Source organism: Kribbella sp. NPDC055110 (assembly GCF_053607525.1).
Map to the genome: position 1 here is coordinate 232,462 of NZ_JBSGTS010000005.1, position 17,782 is coordinate 250,243.

Annotated in this window: 17 protein-coding genes; 6 read left to right on the plus strand and 11 right to left on the minus strand. The window is 69.6% G+C overall.

What is annotated here, in order from left to right:
* Window positions 1–1,161 precede the first annotated feature (1,161 nt).
* The 5 genes from ACWF0M_RS10885 to dut all read right to left on the minus strand — a co-directional run bounded on the left by ACWF0M_RS10885 (window position 1,162) and on the right by dut (window position 6,033).
* Window positions 1,162–2,997, minus strand: coding sequence for a hypothetical protein (locus tag ACWF0M_RS10885; RefSeq protein ID WP_452235421.1), 1,836 nt, complete (start codon window positions 2,995–2,997; stop codon window positions 1,162–1,164).
* Window positions 2,998–3,745: 748 nt separating this feature from the next.
* Complete coding sequence (locus ACWF0M_RS10890; protein ID WP_452235422.1) at window positions 3,746–4,417, minus strand: DUF3159 domain-containing protein; 672 nt, start codon at window positions 4,415–4,417, stop codon at window positions 3,746–3,748.
* Between the two features lie 19 nt (window positions 4,418–4,436).
* The gene (locus tag ACWF0M_RS10895; RefSeq protein WP_131341109.1) at window positions 4,437–4,826 is read right to left on the minus strand and encodes an OB-fold nucleic acid binding domain-containing protein; all 390 of its coding nucleotides are present in this window, start codon (window positions 4,824–4,826) and stop codon (window positions 4,437–4,439) included.
* 19 nt (window positions 4,827–4,845) lie between these two features.
* The gene (locus tag ACWF0M_RS10900; protein WP_452235423.1) at window positions 4,846–5,493 is read right to left on the minus strand and encodes a DUF3710 domain-containing protein; all 648 of its coding nucleotides are present in this window, start codon (window positions 5,491–5,493) and stop codon (window positions 4,846–4,848) included.
* 87 nt (window positions 5,494–5,580) lie between these two features.
* A complete protein-coding gene (dut, locus tag ACWF0M_RS10905) occupies window positions 5,581–6,033 on the minus strand; it encodes a dUTP diphosphatase (RefSeq protein ID WP_452235424.1) in 453 nt (150 codons plus the stop codon).
* Window positions 6,034–6,085: 52 nt separating this feature from the next.
* Here dut and ACWF0M_RS10910 point away from each other — a divergent pair, with 52 nt between their 5' ends.
* Both ACWF0M_RS10910 and ACWF0M_RS10915 read left to right on the plus strand, forming a co-directional pair.
* Entirely contained in the window at window positions 6,086–6,553 is a 468-nt protein-coding gene (locus tag ACWF0M_RS10910) for a DUF3093 domain-containing protein (RefSeq protein ID WP_452235425.1), read from the plus strand.
* Between the two features lie 28 nt (window positions 6,554–6,581).
* On the plus strand, window positions 6,582–6,899 hold the full coding sequence (locus ACWF0M_RS10915; protein ID WP_327634266.1) for a DUF4235 domain-containing protein: 318 nt from the start codon (window positions 6,582–6,584) through the stop codon (window positions 6,897–6,899).
* A 71-nt stretch (window positions 6,900–6,970) separates the two neighbouring features.
* On the opposite strand, the gene ACWF0M_RS10920 is transcribed toward ACWF0M_RS10915, so the two are convergent.
* From ACWF0M_RS10920 to ACWF0M_RS10930, 3 genes are all read right to left on the minus strand, one after another.
* Complete coding sequence (locus ACWF0M_RS10920) at window positions 6,971–7,270, minus strand: DUF4193 domain-containing protein (protein WP_131341119.1); 300 nt, start codon at window positions 7,268–7,270, stop codon at window positions 6,971–6,973.
* A 295-nt stretch (window positions 7,271–7,565) separates the two neighbouring features.
* The gene (locus ACWF0M_RS10925; RefSeq protein WP_452235426.1) at window positions 7,566–8,360 is read right to left on the minus strand and encodes an inositol monophosphatase family protein; all 795 of its coding nucleotides are present in this window, start codon (window positions 8,358–8,360) and stop codon (window positions 7,566–7,568) included.
* Complete coding sequence (locus ACWF0M_RS10930) at window positions 8,357–9,427, minus strand: ferrochelatase (protein ID WP_452235427.1); 1,071 nt, start codon at window positions 9,425–9,427, stop codon at window positions 8,357–8,359. Before ACWF0M_RS10930 ends, ACWF0M_RS10925 begins: the two co-directional genes overlap by 4 nt.
* A gap of 48 nt (window positions 9,428–9,475) precedes the next feature.
* On the opposite strand from ACWF0M_RS10930, the gene ACWF0M_RS10935 reads away from it, so the two are divergent.
* Window positions 9,476–10,675, plus strand: a complete 1,200-nt coding sequence (locus ACWF0M_RS10935; RefSeq protein ID WP_452235428.1) for an MFS transporter — start codon at window positions 9,476–9,478, stop codon at window positions 10,673–10,675.
* Window positions 10,676–10,715: 40 nt separating this feature from the next.
* On the plus strand, window positions 10,716–11,432 hold the full coding sequence (locus ACWF0M_RS10940) for a MerR family transcriptional regulator (protein ID WP_452235429.1): 717 nt from the start codon (window positions 10,716–10,718) through the stop codon (window positions 11,430–11,432).
* On the opposite strand, the gene ACWF0M_RS10945 is transcribed toward ACWF0M_RS10940, so the two are convergent.
* Complete coding sequence (locus ACWF0M_RS10945) at window positions 11,415–12,020, minus strand: trimeric intracellular cation channel family protein (protein ID WP_452235430.1); 606 nt, start codon at window positions 12,018–12,020, stop codon at window positions 11,415–11,417. The two genes, ACWF0M_RS10940 and ACWF0M_RS10945, sit on opposite strands and share 18 nt — an antisense overlap.
* A 57-nt stretch (window positions 12,021–12,077) precedes the next feature.
* On the opposite strand from ACWF0M_RS10945, the gene ACWF0M_RS10950 reads away from it, so the two are divergent.
* Window positions 12,078–13,031: a phosphotransferase family protein gene (locus ACWF0M_RS10950; RefSeq protein ID WP_452235431.1), complete on the plus strand. Its 954-nt coding sequence runs from the start codon at window positions 12,078–12,080 to the stop codon at window positions 13,029–13,031.
* Between the two features lie 4 nt (window positions 13,032–13,035).
* Entirely contained in the window at window positions 13,036–13,869 is an 834-nt protein-coding gene (fdhD, locus tag ACWF0M_RS10955; RefSeq protein WP_452235432.1) for a formate dehydrogenase accessory sulfurtransferase FdhD, read from the plus strand.
* Here the strand turns inward: fdhD and ACWF0M_RS10960 are convergent.
* Both ACWF0M_RS10960 and ACWF0M_RS10965 read right to left on the minus strand, forming a co-directional pair.
* Window positions 13,853–16,609, minus strand: coding sequence for an AAA family ATPase (locus ACWF0M_RS10960; protein WP_452235433.1), 2,757 nt, complete (start codon window positions 16,607–16,609; stop codon window positions 13,853–13,855). The genes fdhD and ACWF0M_RS10960 overlap by 17 nt on opposite strands.
* Window positions 16,606–17,730 carry a metallophosphoesterase family protein gene (locus tag ACWF0M_RS10965; protein ID WP_452235434.1) on the minus strand — a complete coding sequence of 375 codons (1,125 nt, stop codon included), beginning with the start codon at window positions 17,728–17,730 and terminating at the stop codon, window positions 16,606–16,608. The genes ACWF0M_RS10960 and ACWF0M_RS10965 overlap by 4 nt, the downstream gene beginning before the upstream one ends.
* Between the last annotated feature and the right edge of the window lie 52 nt (window positions 17,731–17,782).

The following is a 17,782-nucleotide window of genomic DNA, read 5'->3' on the forward strand; positions in this document are numbered from 1 at the left end:
TGCCGGATGGCGCAGGTCCAGAAGGTCCAAGTCAACTTGTTCTGCGACGACGTGGCCTCGCGTTCTACATGAGCGTCGGGCTGACGGTTTCGCGCACCTGTCTCTGGTCCCGTCGCGCCTGTGGAGGTCGCCGACGTCCGCATCAGGCTGACCTCAGCGCCGGTAACCCGTCAACCTCGGCGTCGAACCGACCGACCGTCCCGCGACCGACATCGTGTTCAGGTACGACGACGTGGACGCCATGTACAACCAAGCCCTGACCGCAGGCGCCACCGGCGTAGTCGCACCAACAGACTCCTCCGCCGGCCGACTGCACTAGCCCGGCTACGCGACCCCGAAGCCCACCAACTCAAGCTCGTCCAACCCCGCACATAACCCGCGCCTCCCCGATCCGAAGCCGGGTCCCGGCACCGCCCGCCCACAGCACCACCCCCTCACAGCACCACCCCTCACTGCACCACTCCCTCATTGCACCGCCCGCACCAGCACGGCCCCTCAGGGCACGGCTTGCACCCGGCACACCCGCTCGCTCACAGCACCACCCCCTCACAGCACCACCCACCCACGGCACCGCCCTCAGCGCACAGCCTGCACCCGGCACACCCGCCCGCTCACAGCACCGTCCGCACACGGCACACCCGCACAGAGGGCCGCCCGCTCACAACGCGGGTCCGGCGAGCCAGCGTGCCAGCGCGACGCCTATTCCCAGACCACCGACCGCCGAGAGCACCTACGGCCGAGGCCAATTACTGGCGCGGGAACCTACTGCCGCGCCGCCTCGGCCGAGTCGGCTACTGGACGGGTGCCGGTGTAGTCGACGACGAACCGGAACCCGTGGGGACTGATCCAGTCGACTGCTCCGCTGGGCAGGCGTCGGCATCGCCAGCCGCCGAAGGTTTTGGCGCGGTGGTGGAGTCTGCCCAGCGGTATGAGGTTGTCGGTGCTGGGTTTGCCCGGTCTGTTTCGGTGGACCGGCGCGCTCGTACGGCGCGATGTGGTCTTGATCCATCCGCGCGGTGGCCTCGGCCCCGCTGTACGGGAACATGTCGACCGGGTGCTGGAGCCTTACCCGGGCAAGCGCGACGCATACTCGCGACGCCTCTCCCAGACCGCCTACCGCCGAGCGCACCTACGGCCGAGGCGACTTACTGCCGAGCGCAGCTACTGCGCCGCCTCGGCGGAGTCGGCTACTGGACGAGTGCCGGTGTAGTCGACGACGAACCGGAATCCGTGGGGACTGATCCAGTCGACGGCTCCGGTGGGCAGGCGTCGGCTTCGCCAGCCGCCGAAGGTTTTGGCGCGGTGGTGGAGTCGGCCGAGTGGTATCAGGTTGTCGGTGGTGGTTTGCCCGGTCTGTCTGGGGGGACCGGCGCGCTCGTACGGCGTGATGTGGTCTTGATCCATCCGCGCGGTGGCCTCGGCCCCGCTGTAGGGGAACATGTCGACCGGGTGCCGCAGCCGAACCCGTTCGCGGATCCTGTCCGGGATCTCGTAGCTGTGCACGCTGACCTGGTCGTGCAGGTCGATGACGGGCTTCACGACAACCTGGTCATGACCGAGCAGCTCGGCCAGCTGGCTCGCCAGCTGCGGGCCTAGTTCTTCGACCCGCAGCACACCGTTGCCGGTGGCGAGTGTCCGGTCGGTCAGGTGCACGTACAAGGTGTGCCGGTTCCGCCGGCCGCTGCCCGCGCCGAGGCCGTTGCTGTAGGCATCCTGCTTGATCGCCGCAAGCCTGGCAGGCAGCGTGCCCGCCAACGCCAGCCGCGTGAACGCATCACCGTCACCCCCACCGTCCCGGACGACCTCGTCCGCGCCGTCATACCCGCCGTCGTCCGCGCCGTCATCCGCGCCGTCGTCCGTGCCGTCGTCCGCGCAGTCATACCCACGGTCGTCCGCGCAGTCATCCCGACCGTCGTACAGAGCGTCGTCCCAACCGTCGGATGCGCTGTCGTACGCACCGTTGTCCCCGCCCTCTACGCGGACCTCAGCCTCATCGTCGGCCGTAAGCGGCGCGCTGTTGACGGTTGCCGCTGCGTCCCGCTCGGCCTGGACGGTCCTGTCGTCTGGGTCGGTCCACTGCGGTACTGCGGCAGCATCGTCTGGGGTGACGTGCGTCCGATGGGCGCGAGAGGGATGCGAGTCGGCGGGCTGAGACTCGGTGGGCCGGGAGCCAGCGGGCCGGGAGTCCGCGGGCTGAGAGTTGGTGGGCTGAGAGTTGGTCGGTTGGGTGCGGGCGAGGTAGCGGGCTACTTCGAGGAGGTGGTGGGCGGCTGCGGGGTCGGAGATCCAGCCGATCGCCTTCGCGCGCCGCTGGTCCAGGCCGTCGGTGTCGCCCAGGATCTTCAACGCCCGCGCCAGGTCGTCGATGGTGGCATCGAACCGGATCACATCACCCGCCGCGGCGCGCACCCAGAACCGCTTCGTGCCGTCGTCATCCGACGGCGCCACGAACACACCCCGGATCCGCGCGGCCGCCTCGGCCTGCGCCTTCGCCAACTCCGGATCGGCCTCCCACACCGCAGCCTTCACAATCTTGCCCAGCGCATCCGGCGTGACCGTGTTCACGATCCCGGCCACCCGCCGGTCCACGACCGCGGCCGCCTCCAGCGACAACGCCAAACACGCCTGCGCGACCTTGCGGGCCCGCCACGCGACCGCGTTCCCGGCCAGCACCGCCGCCCAGATCCTCGGCAGCCGATGCCGCAACGCCAACGCCTCGCCGATCAGCGCCGCGGCCGCACCGCTCGACATCCCCATCACCGCGCCGAACTCGATCGGCGCGAACTCCGCCACCCCCGGACAGCCGTCACCGCCGTAGACCTGGATCTGTTCGTAGCCCGGCAGCCACTGGTACCCCTCCACCACCGCGTGCCGGTCGGCGAACACCAGCGCCGCCTCCAGCACCCGCACCCCGGCCCGGTCCTGGACCCGGCCGAACTCCGACGCCGCGGCCAACAGGTCCACGGTGTCAAGCTCTTCCAGATCTCCTTCGAACATGTGTTCCATTCTAGATCACGATCCGGTCTCGTCCAAATCGAGTCGAGGCCAGAATCCCTTACTAACAAGGGAATACCACGCAGCTGAACGGCGGCGGTTGGCTGTGCGACGGGCGAGGCTACTGGGTTCCGTGATCCCGGGGTCGTCGCCGGCCGGTTCGATCCGGACCAACTCGGACGCCTCAGCTTGGCGGTCTCAGCTCGGTGGCTTCGGCTGCGGGTGGGAGGCACCGCTTTGCCCAGGATCTCTGCCAGATCGATCCGTAGGCGCCCGACAGACAGCCGCCGCGAAGCCCACGTGCCTCTGGTGCGGGACAGTCGCGCCGTCGATGCCTGCCGCATTGCGCTGGGTGCGGGACAGCTGTTCCGCCCGCTGCAGGTCCAAGCAGCACCGCAGCCGAAGGCGGCCGACAACGCAGCCGCAGCCGCAGCCGCCCTCGAAGCGGTGTGCTCGGGGGTGCAGGGCAGGTGTTCCGCCCGCTGTGGTCCGGGCGCTCTACAGTTGCGCGCTGCCGGAGGCGGCCGGCAAGGCGGCCGTCGCGAGGCGGTGGTCCTCCGGGGTGCGGGACAGGTGCTCCCGCATGGTGCGGCTCGAGCGGCCCGCAGCCGGAGGCGGCCAGCAAGGCAGTCGCCGTGGAGCGGTGGCCGTCCCGGTGGGGGCAGGTGGTTCGGCTGGTGCGGTTCGAGTGGTCCACGACGTGCGCGGCCGGAGGCGGGCAAATAAGTCAGGTGGAGCGGTGTCCGGTTTGCTACTTTTTGTTGCCGCGGAGGAGGTGGGTGATGCTGTCTCGGGCTTCGTCCCATTTTTCGGGGGGCATCGAGCCGCGGAGTACGGCGTACGCGAGCCAGATCGCGAGCGCGTAGAACGGCAGGCCGAGGCCGATCTTGGCGATGCCGAGGGCGTTGAGGCTGCCGGTGAAGTACAGCGGGACCTGGACGATCAGGCGGATCGCGAACAGGCCCACGAACACCAGCGTCGCGCGGGAGAACCCCTTCAGCAGCACGGGATCGCGGCGCCAGGCGGTGCCGGTCTGCGTGATCACGCCGTACAGGAAACCGAACAGCGGCCAGCGGATCAGGACGGTGATCAGGTACAGCACGCCGTAGCCGAGGTTCGTCAGCAGACCGGGGACGTAGAAGTCCTTGGCGTTGCCGGTGCGGTTGGCGACCCAGGCCGAGATCAGTACGCCGATGAACCCGCCGAACACATTCCGCAGCGGCTGCCGGCGGACCAGACGCACCACGGCGAGCACCGCGGCGAGACCGACCGCGATGAGCAGCGACTGCTGGAGCTTGTGGTCGGTGACGGCGTATGCGACGAGGAACGCGATCCACGGCAGGCCGATGTCGAGCAGCGCACCCCATCCACCGAGGGCATGAAAGAAGTCTTTGTCGGTGGTCTTCGCGGGCGGCCCATCCACCGTCGGCTCCGTGTGCGGCTCAGCCATGAGCTGCCTGGGGTCGCAACTCGTAGCGCGGGTTGAACATCACCCGGTCGCCGTCGACGACGCCGATCCGCCCGGAGGCGATCAGCTCCGACCCGGCGTGGATGCCGCCGATCTTGCGGCGGCCGAGCCAGATCAGCTTGACCGTGCCGGTGCCGTCGTACAACTCACCCTCCAGGGCCGGTACGCCGCCGCGCGGGCTGAACGTGATGGTGCGCAGCGTGCCGTACAACGTGACGAGCTCCCGGTCGTGGCAGCCGGTGATGGACCGCGCGCCACAGTCCTGCGCGAAGTCCTTCAGGACCTCCGCATCCTCCTCGTCGCGGTCCCCGGCCAGGCCGCGGAAGGCACGCTTCCACAGCCCCGCGGGCTTGTTGCTACCCATGGCTTCGAGTGTAGTCCGCTCAGGCCTCTTCAGGCTCATTCGGCTGGGCGCCCGGCGGCATCTGCAGCGGCAGCGGCTCACGGACCGCCATCGGCTCGTTACCGCGGACCACGACGGACTTGCGCAGGGTCGCTTCCATCGGCTCGGCGGCGTCCGGCTCGACGGCGGCACGGCCGAGGATCGTACCGCGGAGCAGCCAGCGCGGACCGTCCACGCCGATGACGCGGGAGGTCTGGCTGAAGACCTGTCCTTCCGGGTCCTCGACCGGCACGACGAGCACCAGCTCGGTGCCGAACGGTCCGTCGGACTCGGTCGCCGTACCACCCATCCGGGCGGCCTCGCCGGCGATCTCCTGGCGGACCTCGTCCCAGATGCCACTGGTCTTCGGCGCCGCGAACGCGCGCAGCTCGAGAGCCGAGTCGTCGAGCATCAGCAGCACCGCCTGCACCACGCCGCTCTGCTCGTCGACCTGCAGGCCCAGCTCCATGCCGGGCATGCCGGTGACGACCAGCGCACCCAGATCGATGCGGTCCTCCGCCTCCAGGTCGGCGGCGTCGACCTCGGTCGAGTCGAACGGGCCCTCGGCGCGGACGTCCGCCGTACCGGTCTCGTCGAGGGTCTCGCCCGTCTCGGGCTCGTCGTTCTTGCCCTTACGGCGGAAGATCACAGCTGCTGCCTACTTCCTTGATCGTGGTGCCGGCGCTGATTCAGCGCCGTAGTCTCGCGCATCCGGCAGGTCAACGGGTGCACCTGGTCAGCGTGTCACATCGCCGAAACCGCCGGTCGACCCGTGCCCCTGGTCACCGCGTGCGGAACCGGGCAACGAGGTCACTTCGACGAAGCGGGCCTTCTCGACCTGCTGGATGATCAGCTGCGCGATCCGGTCGCCGCGCCGCACGGTCACCTCGGCGTGCGGGTCGAGGTTGATCAGGCAGACCTTGATCTCGCCGCGGTACCCGGCGTCGACGGTTCCGGGGGCGTTCACGATCGAGACGCCGTGCTTCGCGGCCAGCCCGGAGCGCGGGTGCACGAACGCGGCGTACCCGTTCTGCAGGGCGATGGCGATCCCGGTCCCGACCAGGCCGCGCTCGCCCGGTTTCAGGGTCAGGTCGGCGGCCGCCACCAGGTCCGCGCCGGCGTCGCCGGGATGCGCGTACGTCGGGAGCGGGAGGTCGGGGTCGAGTCGCTGGATGAGTACCTCGGTCACGAGAAGCGACCCTATCGAGCGGCCTGGACGGACCACATGCCAGGCTGGTCCCGTGGGCCTGGAACAAAGTACGTATCGGGAGATTCTGCGGGTGCCGGTGTCGTGGTGGATCATCGCCGCCGCCGCTGTGGTCACCCTGTTCGTCATCGTCGCCGTACCGGTCGGGCCGCTGGCCGGCGCACTGGTCGGCGGGCTCGCCGCGGTTCTGCTCCTGGCGCTGTTCCTCCGGTACGGCGGTGCGCGCGTCGAGGTCGACGACACCCGGTTGCACGCCGGACGCGCGGAGATCGACCGGACGTACCTGGGCGTGGTCGAGGCGCTGACCGGCGACGACGCGCGGCACGCGTTCGGACGCGACTGCGACCCGAAGGCGTTCCTGGTACTGCGGAGCTACATCACCGGGGCCGTGCGGGTGCAGATCACCGATCCGGCCGACCCGGCGCCGTACTGGGTGATCGCCACGCGCCACCCGGACCGGCTGGCTGCGGCGCTGAGCGGGCACAGCGTGGGAAGATCCTGACTGTCAGCAGTCGTACGAGGAGGGTGTTGTGGTCGGAGCGAAGATCGGCTGGAAGCTGGTACAGGCCGCCTTCACGATCGTGGTTGGCCTGGCCGCGAGCAAGGCGGTCAGCACGGCCTGGAAGCTGGGATCGGGCGGGAAGCCGCCGAAGAACGGCCAGGGCGGGTACGCCGAAGTTGCCGTCTGGGCCGCTGTCAGTGCCGGTGCCGCCGCCGCTGCCCGGTTGTTCGCGGAGCGTCGCGCGGCCGCGTACTGGCTCAAGTCCACCGGCTACGCCCCGCCCGGTTACGAGGCGGACGCCGCCGACGGCAGCCTGCTGAAGAGCATCAGCAAGAAAGACGATTGAGACAACAGCGGGACCGGCCCACCGAGGTGGGACCGGTCCCGCTGTGCGTTGCTACGAAGTAGGGCGGCAGGTCAGGCTGCGCAGTCGCGGCAGATCAGCTGCCCGTTCTTCGTTTCGGCGAGCTGGCTGCGGTGGTGAACCAGGAAGCAGCTCGAACACGTGAACTCGTCGGCCTGGCGCGGGAGGACCCGGACCGCCAGCTCCTCGTGACTCAGGTCCGCGCCGGGCAGCTCGAAGCTCTCCGCGGCCTCGGCCTCGTCCTCGTCGACCTTGCCGGAGTTCTTGTCGTGACGGCGAGTCTTCAGCTCTTCGATCGACTCTTCGGAGGATTCCTCGTCCGTCTTGCGCGGGGCGTCGTAATCAGTCGCCATGGTGTTTCCCTGCCCTCTTCGTACCCGTGGTGTTGCCTGCTGAGCCCTTGAACGGGTGAAGCGGCCGAGAAATTCCGCAGCGGCGCACCGCGCTGAACTTTCGTCCCCCGAAACCCTTGACAGTCAGGCCGGGATCGGCAATCACCGTTCCCGAGGACGGGATTGTGCCCTATAAAGGGCCGCAATGCACGACTGGGTCCACGCTGTGACCCGCGTGTCGCCACAAATGTCAGTACCGAACACCAGAATGCTCGTTAGTGCGCGATACTGCGCAGAAACGAGCACTCACCGGCATCTAGGCGCGCAAAGGGTCGGCCGCGGCCAGCAACGCGTGGAACGGCTCGAACAGCGCCGGAGTGGCCGCGATCGACATCTCCGGCGACACCGGAGCGCCGTGCAGCCCGCCGACCCGCGCTCCCGCCTCGGCCGCGATCAGCGCGCCCGCGCCGTAGTCCCACGGGTTCAGCCCGCGCTCGTACACCGCGTCCAGCCGGCCGCAGGCGACGTAGCACAGGTCGATCGCGCCGACCCCGATCCGGCGGATGTCGCGGACCTGGGCGATCAGGTGCTGGATCACCTCGGCCTGCACCTGGCGGCGCGCCGGGTCGTACCCGAACCCGGTCCCGACCAGCGCCTGGCTCAGCTCGGTCGCGCCCGACACCTGGATCGGCTTGCCGTCCGCGAACGCCCCGCCACCCAGGGTCGCGGTGAACACCTCGCCCTTGGGCGCGTCCACCACCACACCGGCGACCGTCTCCCCGCCGTACTCGACCGCGATCGAGACGGCGTACGTCGGGATGTCGTAGAGGTAGTTGACCGTGCCGTCGATCGGGTCGACGACCCAGCGCACGTCGCTGGTGCCGACCACGTCGTCGCCCTCCTCGCCGAGGAACGAGTCGTCCGGCCGGGCGCGCAGCACCCGGGCCCGGATCAGCTCCTCGGACTCGCGGTCGACGGCCGTGACGACGTCGGTGACGGTGCTCTTGGTGTCGGCGACGGTGATCGTGCCGCGGCGGCGCTCGACGATCAGCTGCGCCGCCTCCTCCGCGACGTCGACCGCAAGCTTGAGCAACTCTTCAGAAGAGGTCATACGGCTTCCTTAGCTTGGACAGGTCGGCGCAGCGGTGGGCAGCAGTCGTGGCGGCAGTCGTCCCAGGCCGGGCCGAGTGTGCCGACGCAGGGCCGTTCGGGCTGTTCCCCGCGCTCGGCCGCGGCGCGCTCGACGACCAGGTCGCGGAGCATGGTGACGAACTTCTCGTCGGTACCCGGGGTCGCGGCGCGCGCCATCGGCAGCCCGAGCTTCTCGGCCGTAGCGACCGCCTCGGTGTCGAGGTCGTAGATGACCTCCATGTGGTCGCTCACGAACCCGATCGGTACGACTGCCACGCCGGGGACCCCGTCGGCGGCCAGCAGCTCCAGGTGGTCGTTCACGTCCGGCTCGAGCCACGGCACCTGCGGCGGCCCGGACCGCGAGCAGTAGACCAGGTCGGTACGCCGTACCTGGCCGGTCCGCCGCTCCAGCTCCGCGGTGATCTCCGCGGCGACGTCCAGGTGCCAGTCGACGTACCCGTTGCCGTCGGGACCGCTGGTCGCGTTCATCGCGGTCGGGATCGAGTGCGTCACGTACGCGATCGCACTGCCCTCGGGCAGCCGGCTCAGCGCGTCGGCGGTCGACTCGACGAACGATCCGACGAAGCCGGGGTGGTTCGCGTAGTGCCGGAGCTTGTCGATCCGCGGCGCGTCCGGGATCTCGCGGGCGGCGTCCTCGAGGTTCTCCCGGTACTGCCGGCAGCCGGAGTACGACGGGTACGCCGACGTGACGATCACCACTGCCCGGCGTACCCCGTCGTCGGCCATCTCGCGCATCGTGTCGGTCAGGTACGGCGCCCAGTTGCGGTTGCCCCAGTAGATCGGCAGGTCCAGCCCGATCTCGTCGAACGACGCCCGCAGCGCCTTCAGCAGCGCCCGGTTCTGGTCGTTGATCGGGCTCCTGCCGCCGAACGAGTAGTAGTGCTCGCCGACCTCCTTCAGGCGCTCGTCCGGGATCCCGCGGCCGCGGGTCACGTTCTGCAGGAAGGGCAGCACGTCCTCGGGCTTCTCGGGCCCACCGAAGGACAGCAGGAGGACGGCGTCGTACGGGGGTGCAGCAGGCGACATATTCCAAGCTTCTCAGACGCGCATGACCTAAGCTGCTCCCGGTCTCTCATGCTCAAGCCTTACTTCCATCTCATGCGCCGCCGCGGAGCGGCATCGTTCTTCGCTGCCGGGATTCTCGGGCGGATGCCGATCTCGATGATCGGGCTCGGCATCGTCATCCTGATCGCCCAGGAGAGCGGTTCGTACGGTCTCGCCGGCGCGGTCTCCGGCGTGGCCGTGATCGCCGGTGCGCTCACCGGCCCGATCCAGGGCCGACTGGTGGACCGGTTCGGCCAGCGAGGGCTGATCCTGATCGGCTCGGCGGCCTGCACGGTCGGTCTGGCTGCGCTGCTCGTCGCTGTGCGTGCTGACGCGCCCACGTGGGTCCTGTACTTGCTGTCGTTCATTGCCGGTGGCACCCGTCCCCAGGTCGGTTCGTTCGTCCGGGCGCGCTGGACGAACCTGCTGGGCCGGGGACGAGCACTGCAGACGGCGTTCGCGCTGGAGGCAGTCGGCGACGAGGTGGTCTTCATCGTCGGTCCGGTGCTCGTCACCGCGCTGGCGACCCAGGTGAGTCCGTTTGCCGCTCTGTCCGCAGCCGGCGTACTGGGACTGGCCGGTGGCATCTGGCTGGCGCTGCTGCGCGCGTCCGACCCGCCAGGACGTGGCAAGTCGGACGGTGCCGAGCAGGCACCACTCCCCTGGCTCTCGATCCTGCTGCTCAGTCTGATCGGTCTCGGCCTCGGTGCGACGCTCGGTGGCGCCGAGGTGATCACAGTGGCGTTCACCACCGAGAAAGGGCAGGCGGGGCTGGCAGGCGTCGTACTGGCGGTCTGGGCGTTCGGCAGCCTGCTGGCCGGGCTCTGGTACGGCTCAGTGCACTGGCGGGCTCCGGTCGAGCGACGGCTGCTGCTTGGCACGATCGCCCTCGCGATCACACTGGCACCGCTCCCGTGGGTCAACAGCGTCTGGGCGCTCGGCGCCGTGCTGTTCTGCTGCGGTATGACGATCGCGCCGACGATGGTCGCGGTCACCGCCTGTGTCGAGGAGTGGGTGCCGCCGGAGCGGCTGACCGAGGCGATCACCTGGACCGTCACGGGCATCCTGCTCGGCGTCGCCCCGGGCAACGCGGCCGCCGGTCATGCCGTCGACGTCTGGGGGCCGTCCGACGCCTACTGGGTCCCGTTCGGCGTCGGCATCGCCTGCGCGCTCGTCGCCGCGGCCTCCATCACGTTCGCCCGCCCGAAGGAGCGGTTCGCCCACAACTAGTCTTGTATCTCCTGTTACGGGAGGTGTGAGGGTGGTGGGCATGGACCACTCGATCGGTGCGGTGGCGCGACTCGCCGGGGTATCGGTGAAGACCGTGCGGCACTACTCCGACGTCGGGCTGCTCAGGTCACGTCGTACGTCGGCCGGCCACCGGCGGTACGACGCGACCGCAGTCGCCCGGCTGGAGCTCATCCGCACACTGCGCGCTCTGGGCCTCGATCTGGAGACAGTGCGGGCGGTGCTGGAGCAGGAGCGGACGCTGGCCGACGTACTCGCGGCGCACGCCGACGCTCTCGCCGTACAGATCCGGACGCTGCAGGCGCAGCACGCCGTCGTATCGGTGGTCGCTCGTCGTCATTCGACCCCCGAGGAGCTCACCGACATGACTGCACAGTTCGAGCAAGCGCGCCGGACGCTGATCGCCGACTTCCTGACCGACGCACTCGGCGACGACCCCGTACTCGCCGCAGCTCGCCAGAACCTGACGCCCGTACTCCCTGCCGACGCCGAGCCCCAACAGGTCGAGGCCTGGCTGGAGCTCTCCGCGCTGGTGTCGTCAGAAGACTTCCGCGCCTCGGTACGGCGCCTCGCAACCGGCTACCGGGTTCTCGCCGGGGACGACCAACTGTGGGCGAACCCGGAGTTGCGCGGGCAGCTGATCGAGCTACGGCGTACCGCGGATCCGCGGTGGCAGCGGTACGTGGAGTTGGTTGCCGTGGTCAACGGATGGGCGCCGCCGTCACGGATTGCGGGGTAACGGCGCGTTCCAGCCGCGGCGGATCGCGAGCAGGCGGATCGCGAAGCAGGCGATCGCGGCGACGATCGGGACCCAGAGCGCGTGGTACTCCAACGCCGATGCGACGACCACGATGCCGGCACCGAGCAGCGCCGGCGTGGCGTAGATCTCGGAGCGGAGTACGACCGGGACGCGGCCGCTGAGTACGTCCCGCAGTACTCCCCCGCCGATCCCCGAGAGTGTGCCGAGGAGTGCGGCCGAGATCGGCGACAGCCCGAACTGGATCGCCTTCAATGCACCCGTCACGCAGAAGAGGGCCAGGCCGGCCGCGTCGAAGATGTTCACCTGCCGCTCGACGCGGCCGATCCCCGGATGCAGGAAGAACGTCAGCAGGCCGGCCGCGATCGGGACCACCAGATAGCGCCAGTCGCGGAGCGCGGCCGGCGGGGTCTGGCCGATCAGCACGTCCCGGATGAAGCCGCCGCCGAGGCCGGTGACGAGGGCCAGGACCTGGATCCCGAACACGTCCAGCTTCTTCCGTACGCCGACCAGCGCGCCGGTGATCCCGAACACGAAGATCCCGACCAGATCGAGCACCTGCAGCACCATGCTCCGAACGCTAAACCACGAGCGCTCACGGCCTTGGCGGCTCTATCGTTCGTGGACATGAGCCGCGCGCCCGACGTCGACTACTTCGCCACCTCGTCGCGACCCGGCTGGGAGTCGCTCCCACCCGCACTACACGTTGCCCTCGCCGTTGCCCTCGGCACTCAACTCACGTCTGTCGCGTCGCCGGTCAGCTCCGGCTTCACCGGAGGCTTCGCGGCCCGGGCGCAACTGGCCGACGGCCGTCGAGTGTTCGTCAAGGCGGCTGGGGAGGGCCAGCACGCCTACGAGGCCTACCAGCGGGAAGCCGAGGTGGTCCCACAGCTTCCGAAGGCAGTCCGAGCGCCAGCCATCATCACCACCGCCCAGGTCGACGGGTGGTTTGCTGTTGTGTCCGAGTGGGTTGAGGGGCGGATGCCGGGGGCTCCTTGGTCGGTGGACGACTTTCGGGTGGTTACTGCTGCGTGTGAGGAGTTGGCCGAGGTGATGCGGCCGAGTCCGTTGGATGGGTTGAGCAGGTTCGTGGATCTGGTTGGGGCCGACGTCGGGGTGCCGGCGCGAGCCGTGCCGACCGGCTTGCAGGAGTGGCTGCCGCGGGTGTTGCCGGAGCTAGCGGAGCTGGTCACGTTGGCGCCCGAAGCCCTCACCGGCGACTCCGCCGCGCACTCCGACCTGCGCCCGGACAACATCCTGATCGACAACGCCCGCACCTGCTGGATGGTCGACTGGAACTGGCTGACCCTCGGCCCGCGCTGGGTGGACTGGGTCGGACTGCTGCCGGTCGCCCAGTACCAGGGCATCGACACGTTCGCTGCCATCGCGCGCAGCCCGCTCACTGCCGACGTACCGAAGGATCACCTCGACTGTCTCGTGGCCGTGATCGCGGCGTACATGATGAACAACTACGAGGCCCCACCTCCACCCGGCTGTACGCCGGCGCTGCGCGAGCACCAGCGGCTCCAGGCGTGGACGCACCTCGACTGGCTCGCCGTACGGCGGAAGTGGCTACCGTAGAGGTATGACCAAGGCTCCCACCAGCAGATTCAAGGTCGAGGTGCTCGACGGCGACCGGACGTCGCGGCGCGAGGACGTTGTCAGCACGGAGGAGCCGCTGGAGCTGCGGCTCGAATGGCCGGGCCGTCCACCCGAGCCACTGGTCGTGACGATGCGCACCCCCGGTTCCGACTTCGAGCTGGCCGCCGGGTTCTGCCTCGGCGAGGGCTTCGCGGTGCGCCCGGACGCGATCCGGACGGTTGCCTACTGCACCGATGTCACGCTGACCCCCGAGCAGCAGTTCAATACGGTCACGGTCACGTTCGACGGTCCCCCGGACCGCGAACCACCCCTGCGGTACGGCGTGACGTCGGCGGCCTGTGGTGTCTGCGGCCAGCAGAGCCTCGAGGAACTCGCCGAACGCGAGTACGACCCGGTGGATCCGGTCGAGGCCACGGTCGACGTCGTACGTCGGCTTCCCGATCTGCTCCGCGAGGCGCAGCCGATGTTCAGCCGTACCGGCGGTCTGCACGCCGCGGGCCTGTTCACCGCCGACGGCCGCAAGGTCGTGGTGAAGGAGGACATCGGCCGGCACAACGCGGTCGACAAGGTCGTCGGCTGGACCGTCCTCAACCAGCACAGTCGCAAAGGCCTGGTCCTCGCCGTCAGCGGCCGCGCCGGCTACGAGATCATCCAGAAAGCGGTCGCCGCCGGCCTCGGCATGATCGTCGCCGTCGGCGCCCCTTCGAGCCTCGCCGTCGACCTCGCCCGCCGCTTCAACATCACCCTGGCCGGCTTCGCCCGTGGCGACCGCTGCGTCGTCTACTCCGCCCCGGAGCGGATCATCCGTCCAGCTTGATGAAGGTGGCCTTCGGGACGTACTCGTAGCGGTCCGGCATGCAGGTCAGGATGATGACCTGGCCGTGGTCGCCGGCGCGGCCGAGGAGGGCGCCCATGTCGCGGAGGCGGGCCTTGTCGGACCAGCCGAGGGCGTCGTCGAAGATCACCGGCACGCTGCCCTCACCGGTGCTGACGAGGTGGCTGATCGCCAGCCGCGTGATGATCGCCAGCTGCTCCTGAGCACCCGTCGACAACGCCTCGACCGGCAACCGGACGCCGTCCAGTTCGCGCTCCGCGACCGCGAGGTCGTCGTCGAGCCAGACCCGGAACGACGGCCCGTACACACTCCGGCCGAGCGCTTCGATCCGGCTCTGCAACGGCTCCGAGTACTTCGTCTGTGCCTCGGCCCGATGCCGGCTCAGCGTCTCGTGGACGCGGCGCGCCGCCTCGGCCCGGCGCAGGAGGCTGTCGTGCTCCGTGCGTACGGCGGCCAACTCCAGCTCCGCCACATCCCGCCGCGTCGCCAGTCCGTCCCGCCCGGACTGCTCCAGGCGGCCTTCCGTCGTACGCAATGCATCGCGCAAGTTGTCCCGCTCGCCCTGGAGCCGTGTGGCGACCGCCAGCGCATGCATAAGTTCGCCTGCGACCTGATCCGCGCCCGCATCGTCCACTTGTGCCTGCACAGCGGTTAGCTCCTCGAGCACCGCCTCGACCTCAGCCGTCGCCTCGGACTCGGCCACCGCCACGGCCTCGTCGTCGAGCACGGACCGCGCGGACTCCAGCGCCTCGGCTGCCGCAGCCAGCCGCTCTCCAGCCAACTCCGACCGGGCCCGCGCGTTCTGCGCCTCGGACCGGTCCTCGTCCGCCGCCTTGCGCGCCTGCGCCGCCGCGAACTCCGCGTCCGTCAGCAACCGCTCTACATCGGCCAGCTCGCTCCGAGCCTCTTCGAGCACCCGCTGCGCACCCGAGAGATCCCCGGGCTTCGGTCCCGGCTCGTCGAAGTCGTCGAACAACGTGTCGTGCGACGACTCGACCTCGGTGAACTCCGCGAACAGCGACATCTGCCCCGGAACATCCTCGACCGCAGGCTGCTTGCTGCTGTCCTCGGCCAGCTCACCGACCCTGAGACGCGCGGTCAGTACGGCGATCCGCTCTCCCGGATCGCCGCCGGCCGTCAGCGACTTCTCGGTCCGCCGTGCCTCGTTCAGCTCGGCACTCGCGGTGTCAGCCTTCCGCAACAGCTCCCGAGCCGCAGCGACATCCTTGACGCCGGCCTTCTTCAGCAGGTCCTTCTCCCGCCGTACGGCGTCGTCCACGCGCGAGCGGAGCGTCGCCGCCTCACCACCGGCCCGAACGGTCACCTCGACCTGCCCCGGCACGCCGACCACGAGCTCACCGGAGACGAGCACCTCGGTCGACTCGTCGAAGCCGAGCTCCGACGGTACGTTGCCTTCCAGCCCGGTCCCGGACAGTTCCACGGTCTCCGCGCCAAGTCGCCGTACGGACACCTGGGGTACGCCGGCCGCGAGCGCCGCGCGGGCCTCGACCAGCGCCGCGCGAGCATCCTCCAACGCGGCCACCAACGCGTCGTCGACCTTGATCCGGTCGAGGATCGTCCCGGCCGCGGCGATCCGCGCCCGGACGTCGACGAGCTCGGTCTGCTGACCGACCAGCCGGTCCAGCTCGGCGCGGTCCATCAGGTCCGAGACGCGGCGTTCCGCTGTCTGGACGTCGGTACGCCGTAGGTCCTTGAGCTCCACGACCTCCGCGAGCGCGGCCTCGGCCGCCTGGACGGTCTCGGCCGCGGTCTTGGCGACCAGCTCCGCGTCGGCGCGTCGCGCGGCGAGCTCGGACTCGAACTTGGTGAACCGCTCGACCTCGTCGAGGAGGCGTTCCCGGTCGAGCCGGGTACGAGTGTGGTTCTCCAACCGGGCTCTCGCGGTTTCCGCACGGGACTTCACCGAGTCCCGGCGGAGCAAGATCTCGTCCGTCGCCTGCTTGCGTTCGCGCAACGCCTCGACGCCGGTGAGGTGATCGGTCAGGCGGGTCGACACGTCGTTCAGGTCGAGGTTCAGCCGCTCGGCGCGACGGATGTCGGACTGGACCTCCTCCATCGCCTGCAACGCCTGCTTGAACGCCAGCTCGGCGGCATCGACGGACTTCGCGGAGCGCGCGAAGTCGCCGGTCGGCTTGCCGCGCGGCGTCCAGTACCGCAGGAACTCATGCTCGACGGCCGTCACCAGCGGCATCGACGCACCGTCGACCGGGGTGCCCGATTCCGCGGTCACCGCGGTGATCAGCGGCTCCGCGTCGGCCGGCGTTGGCAGCACCAACGACTGTCCCTGGCTGACCATCAAGGTCTGCCACAGCACCGGGTCGACGTTCTCGTGGAACAGCCGCTCGGCCTCGTTGTGCGCCTCGCGCCCGGTCCAGGACTGCCGCCGGCCGTCCGGCTCGACGATGGTCAGCTCGGTGGAACGGTTCTTCAGCCAGCGCTTGGTGTAGGTCAGGTCGCGACCGCCGAGGCTCAGCTCCGCGGTGACCTCCGGGCCGACGTCCTGGCCGACCGGCTGGATGTCGCGGATCCGCGTCGACTTCGAGTCGTCGGGCAGGTCGAAGATCAGCCCGAACGCCTCGACCAGGCTGGACTTCCCGACCTCGTTGTCGCCGACCACCACGGTGGTGCCGAGCGCGCGGAACCGGACAATGCGGTCCTTGACGCCACGGAAGTCCCGTAGCGCCAAGCTGTGTAATCTCATCCCGCGTCCCGCGCCAATCGGTGCATCAGCGACAACGCCGCACCCGCGCCCTCGTCGCCGCCGGCCAAGGCCTGCCGCAACTCCTCCATCGCCGCCCGTGCCGGACCGCTCAGCTGCAGCGACTCCAGGTCCGCCGCATCCGGCGCCGGCCGCACGGTCCAGAACTTCGCCCAACGCTCGACGCTCGCGAAGACCTCGCCCTGGGAGTCGATGATCGTGTCCAACCGGGCCAGCAAGGGCAGCGACAACGAACCGTCACCGGCCAGCCGCACGTACGTGCGCTCCTTGTCCGGCAGCTCGGCGAACCAGTCCTCGAGTGCGGTGATCGACTCCTCGTCGAACAGGTCGACGCGATGATCCACCATGTGCCACGCGCCGACCCTGATGGGCTCTACCTCGATGCCGGCACCGATCGTCACCTTCAGGACGTTGCCCGGCGCGTCCTCCTCGGGCGACGTGACCTCCTGCGTCCCGGAGAACCAGATCCGGTCGGTGACCCGCGTCGTCGAGTGCCGGTCGCCGAGACCGACGTACTGCAGCCGGCCGTCCGCGACGGCGGCCTCCAAAGCTTGTTGATCGATCGTCGGTACGTCGGACATGCCGCCGGACAGACTGGTCAACTGGCCGTGGGCGAGCAGGATCCGCGTCGTCTTCGGGTCTGCGGTGAGGTCGGCGTACCCGGGCGCGGCCGGGTCCGAGAGCGGGCGCCGCGACCGCCACGGTGCGCCGACGAGCTCGACACCCGGCACGATCTGGAAAGGCGTCGTTTCGGTCAGCACCGTCACGTGGTCCGGTGCGTGCGCCAGCCACTGGCTCGACGTCCACAACGACCCGGGCTCCAGCGCGTCGTGGTTGCCCGGGAGCAGCACGACCGGGACCGGGATCCGCTTCAGCGCCTCGCACGCCCGCAGGATCGTCTGCCGCTCGACCTGATTGTGCTCGAACACGTCTCCGGTGACGACTACGAACGCTGCACCGGTCCGCTCCGCGACCTCGCCGATCCGCGCGACAGCATCCAGCCGCGCCTGACCCCACCGGGCCTGACCGTCCGGCCCGAGGAACCGGCGCATCATGCCCAGCTGCCAGTCCGAGCTGTGCAGAAACGTGATCGACTCGTCCATAGCGAAGAGAACGCTAACCCGCACCGCCGACAACCGCCCAACCCAACACCCC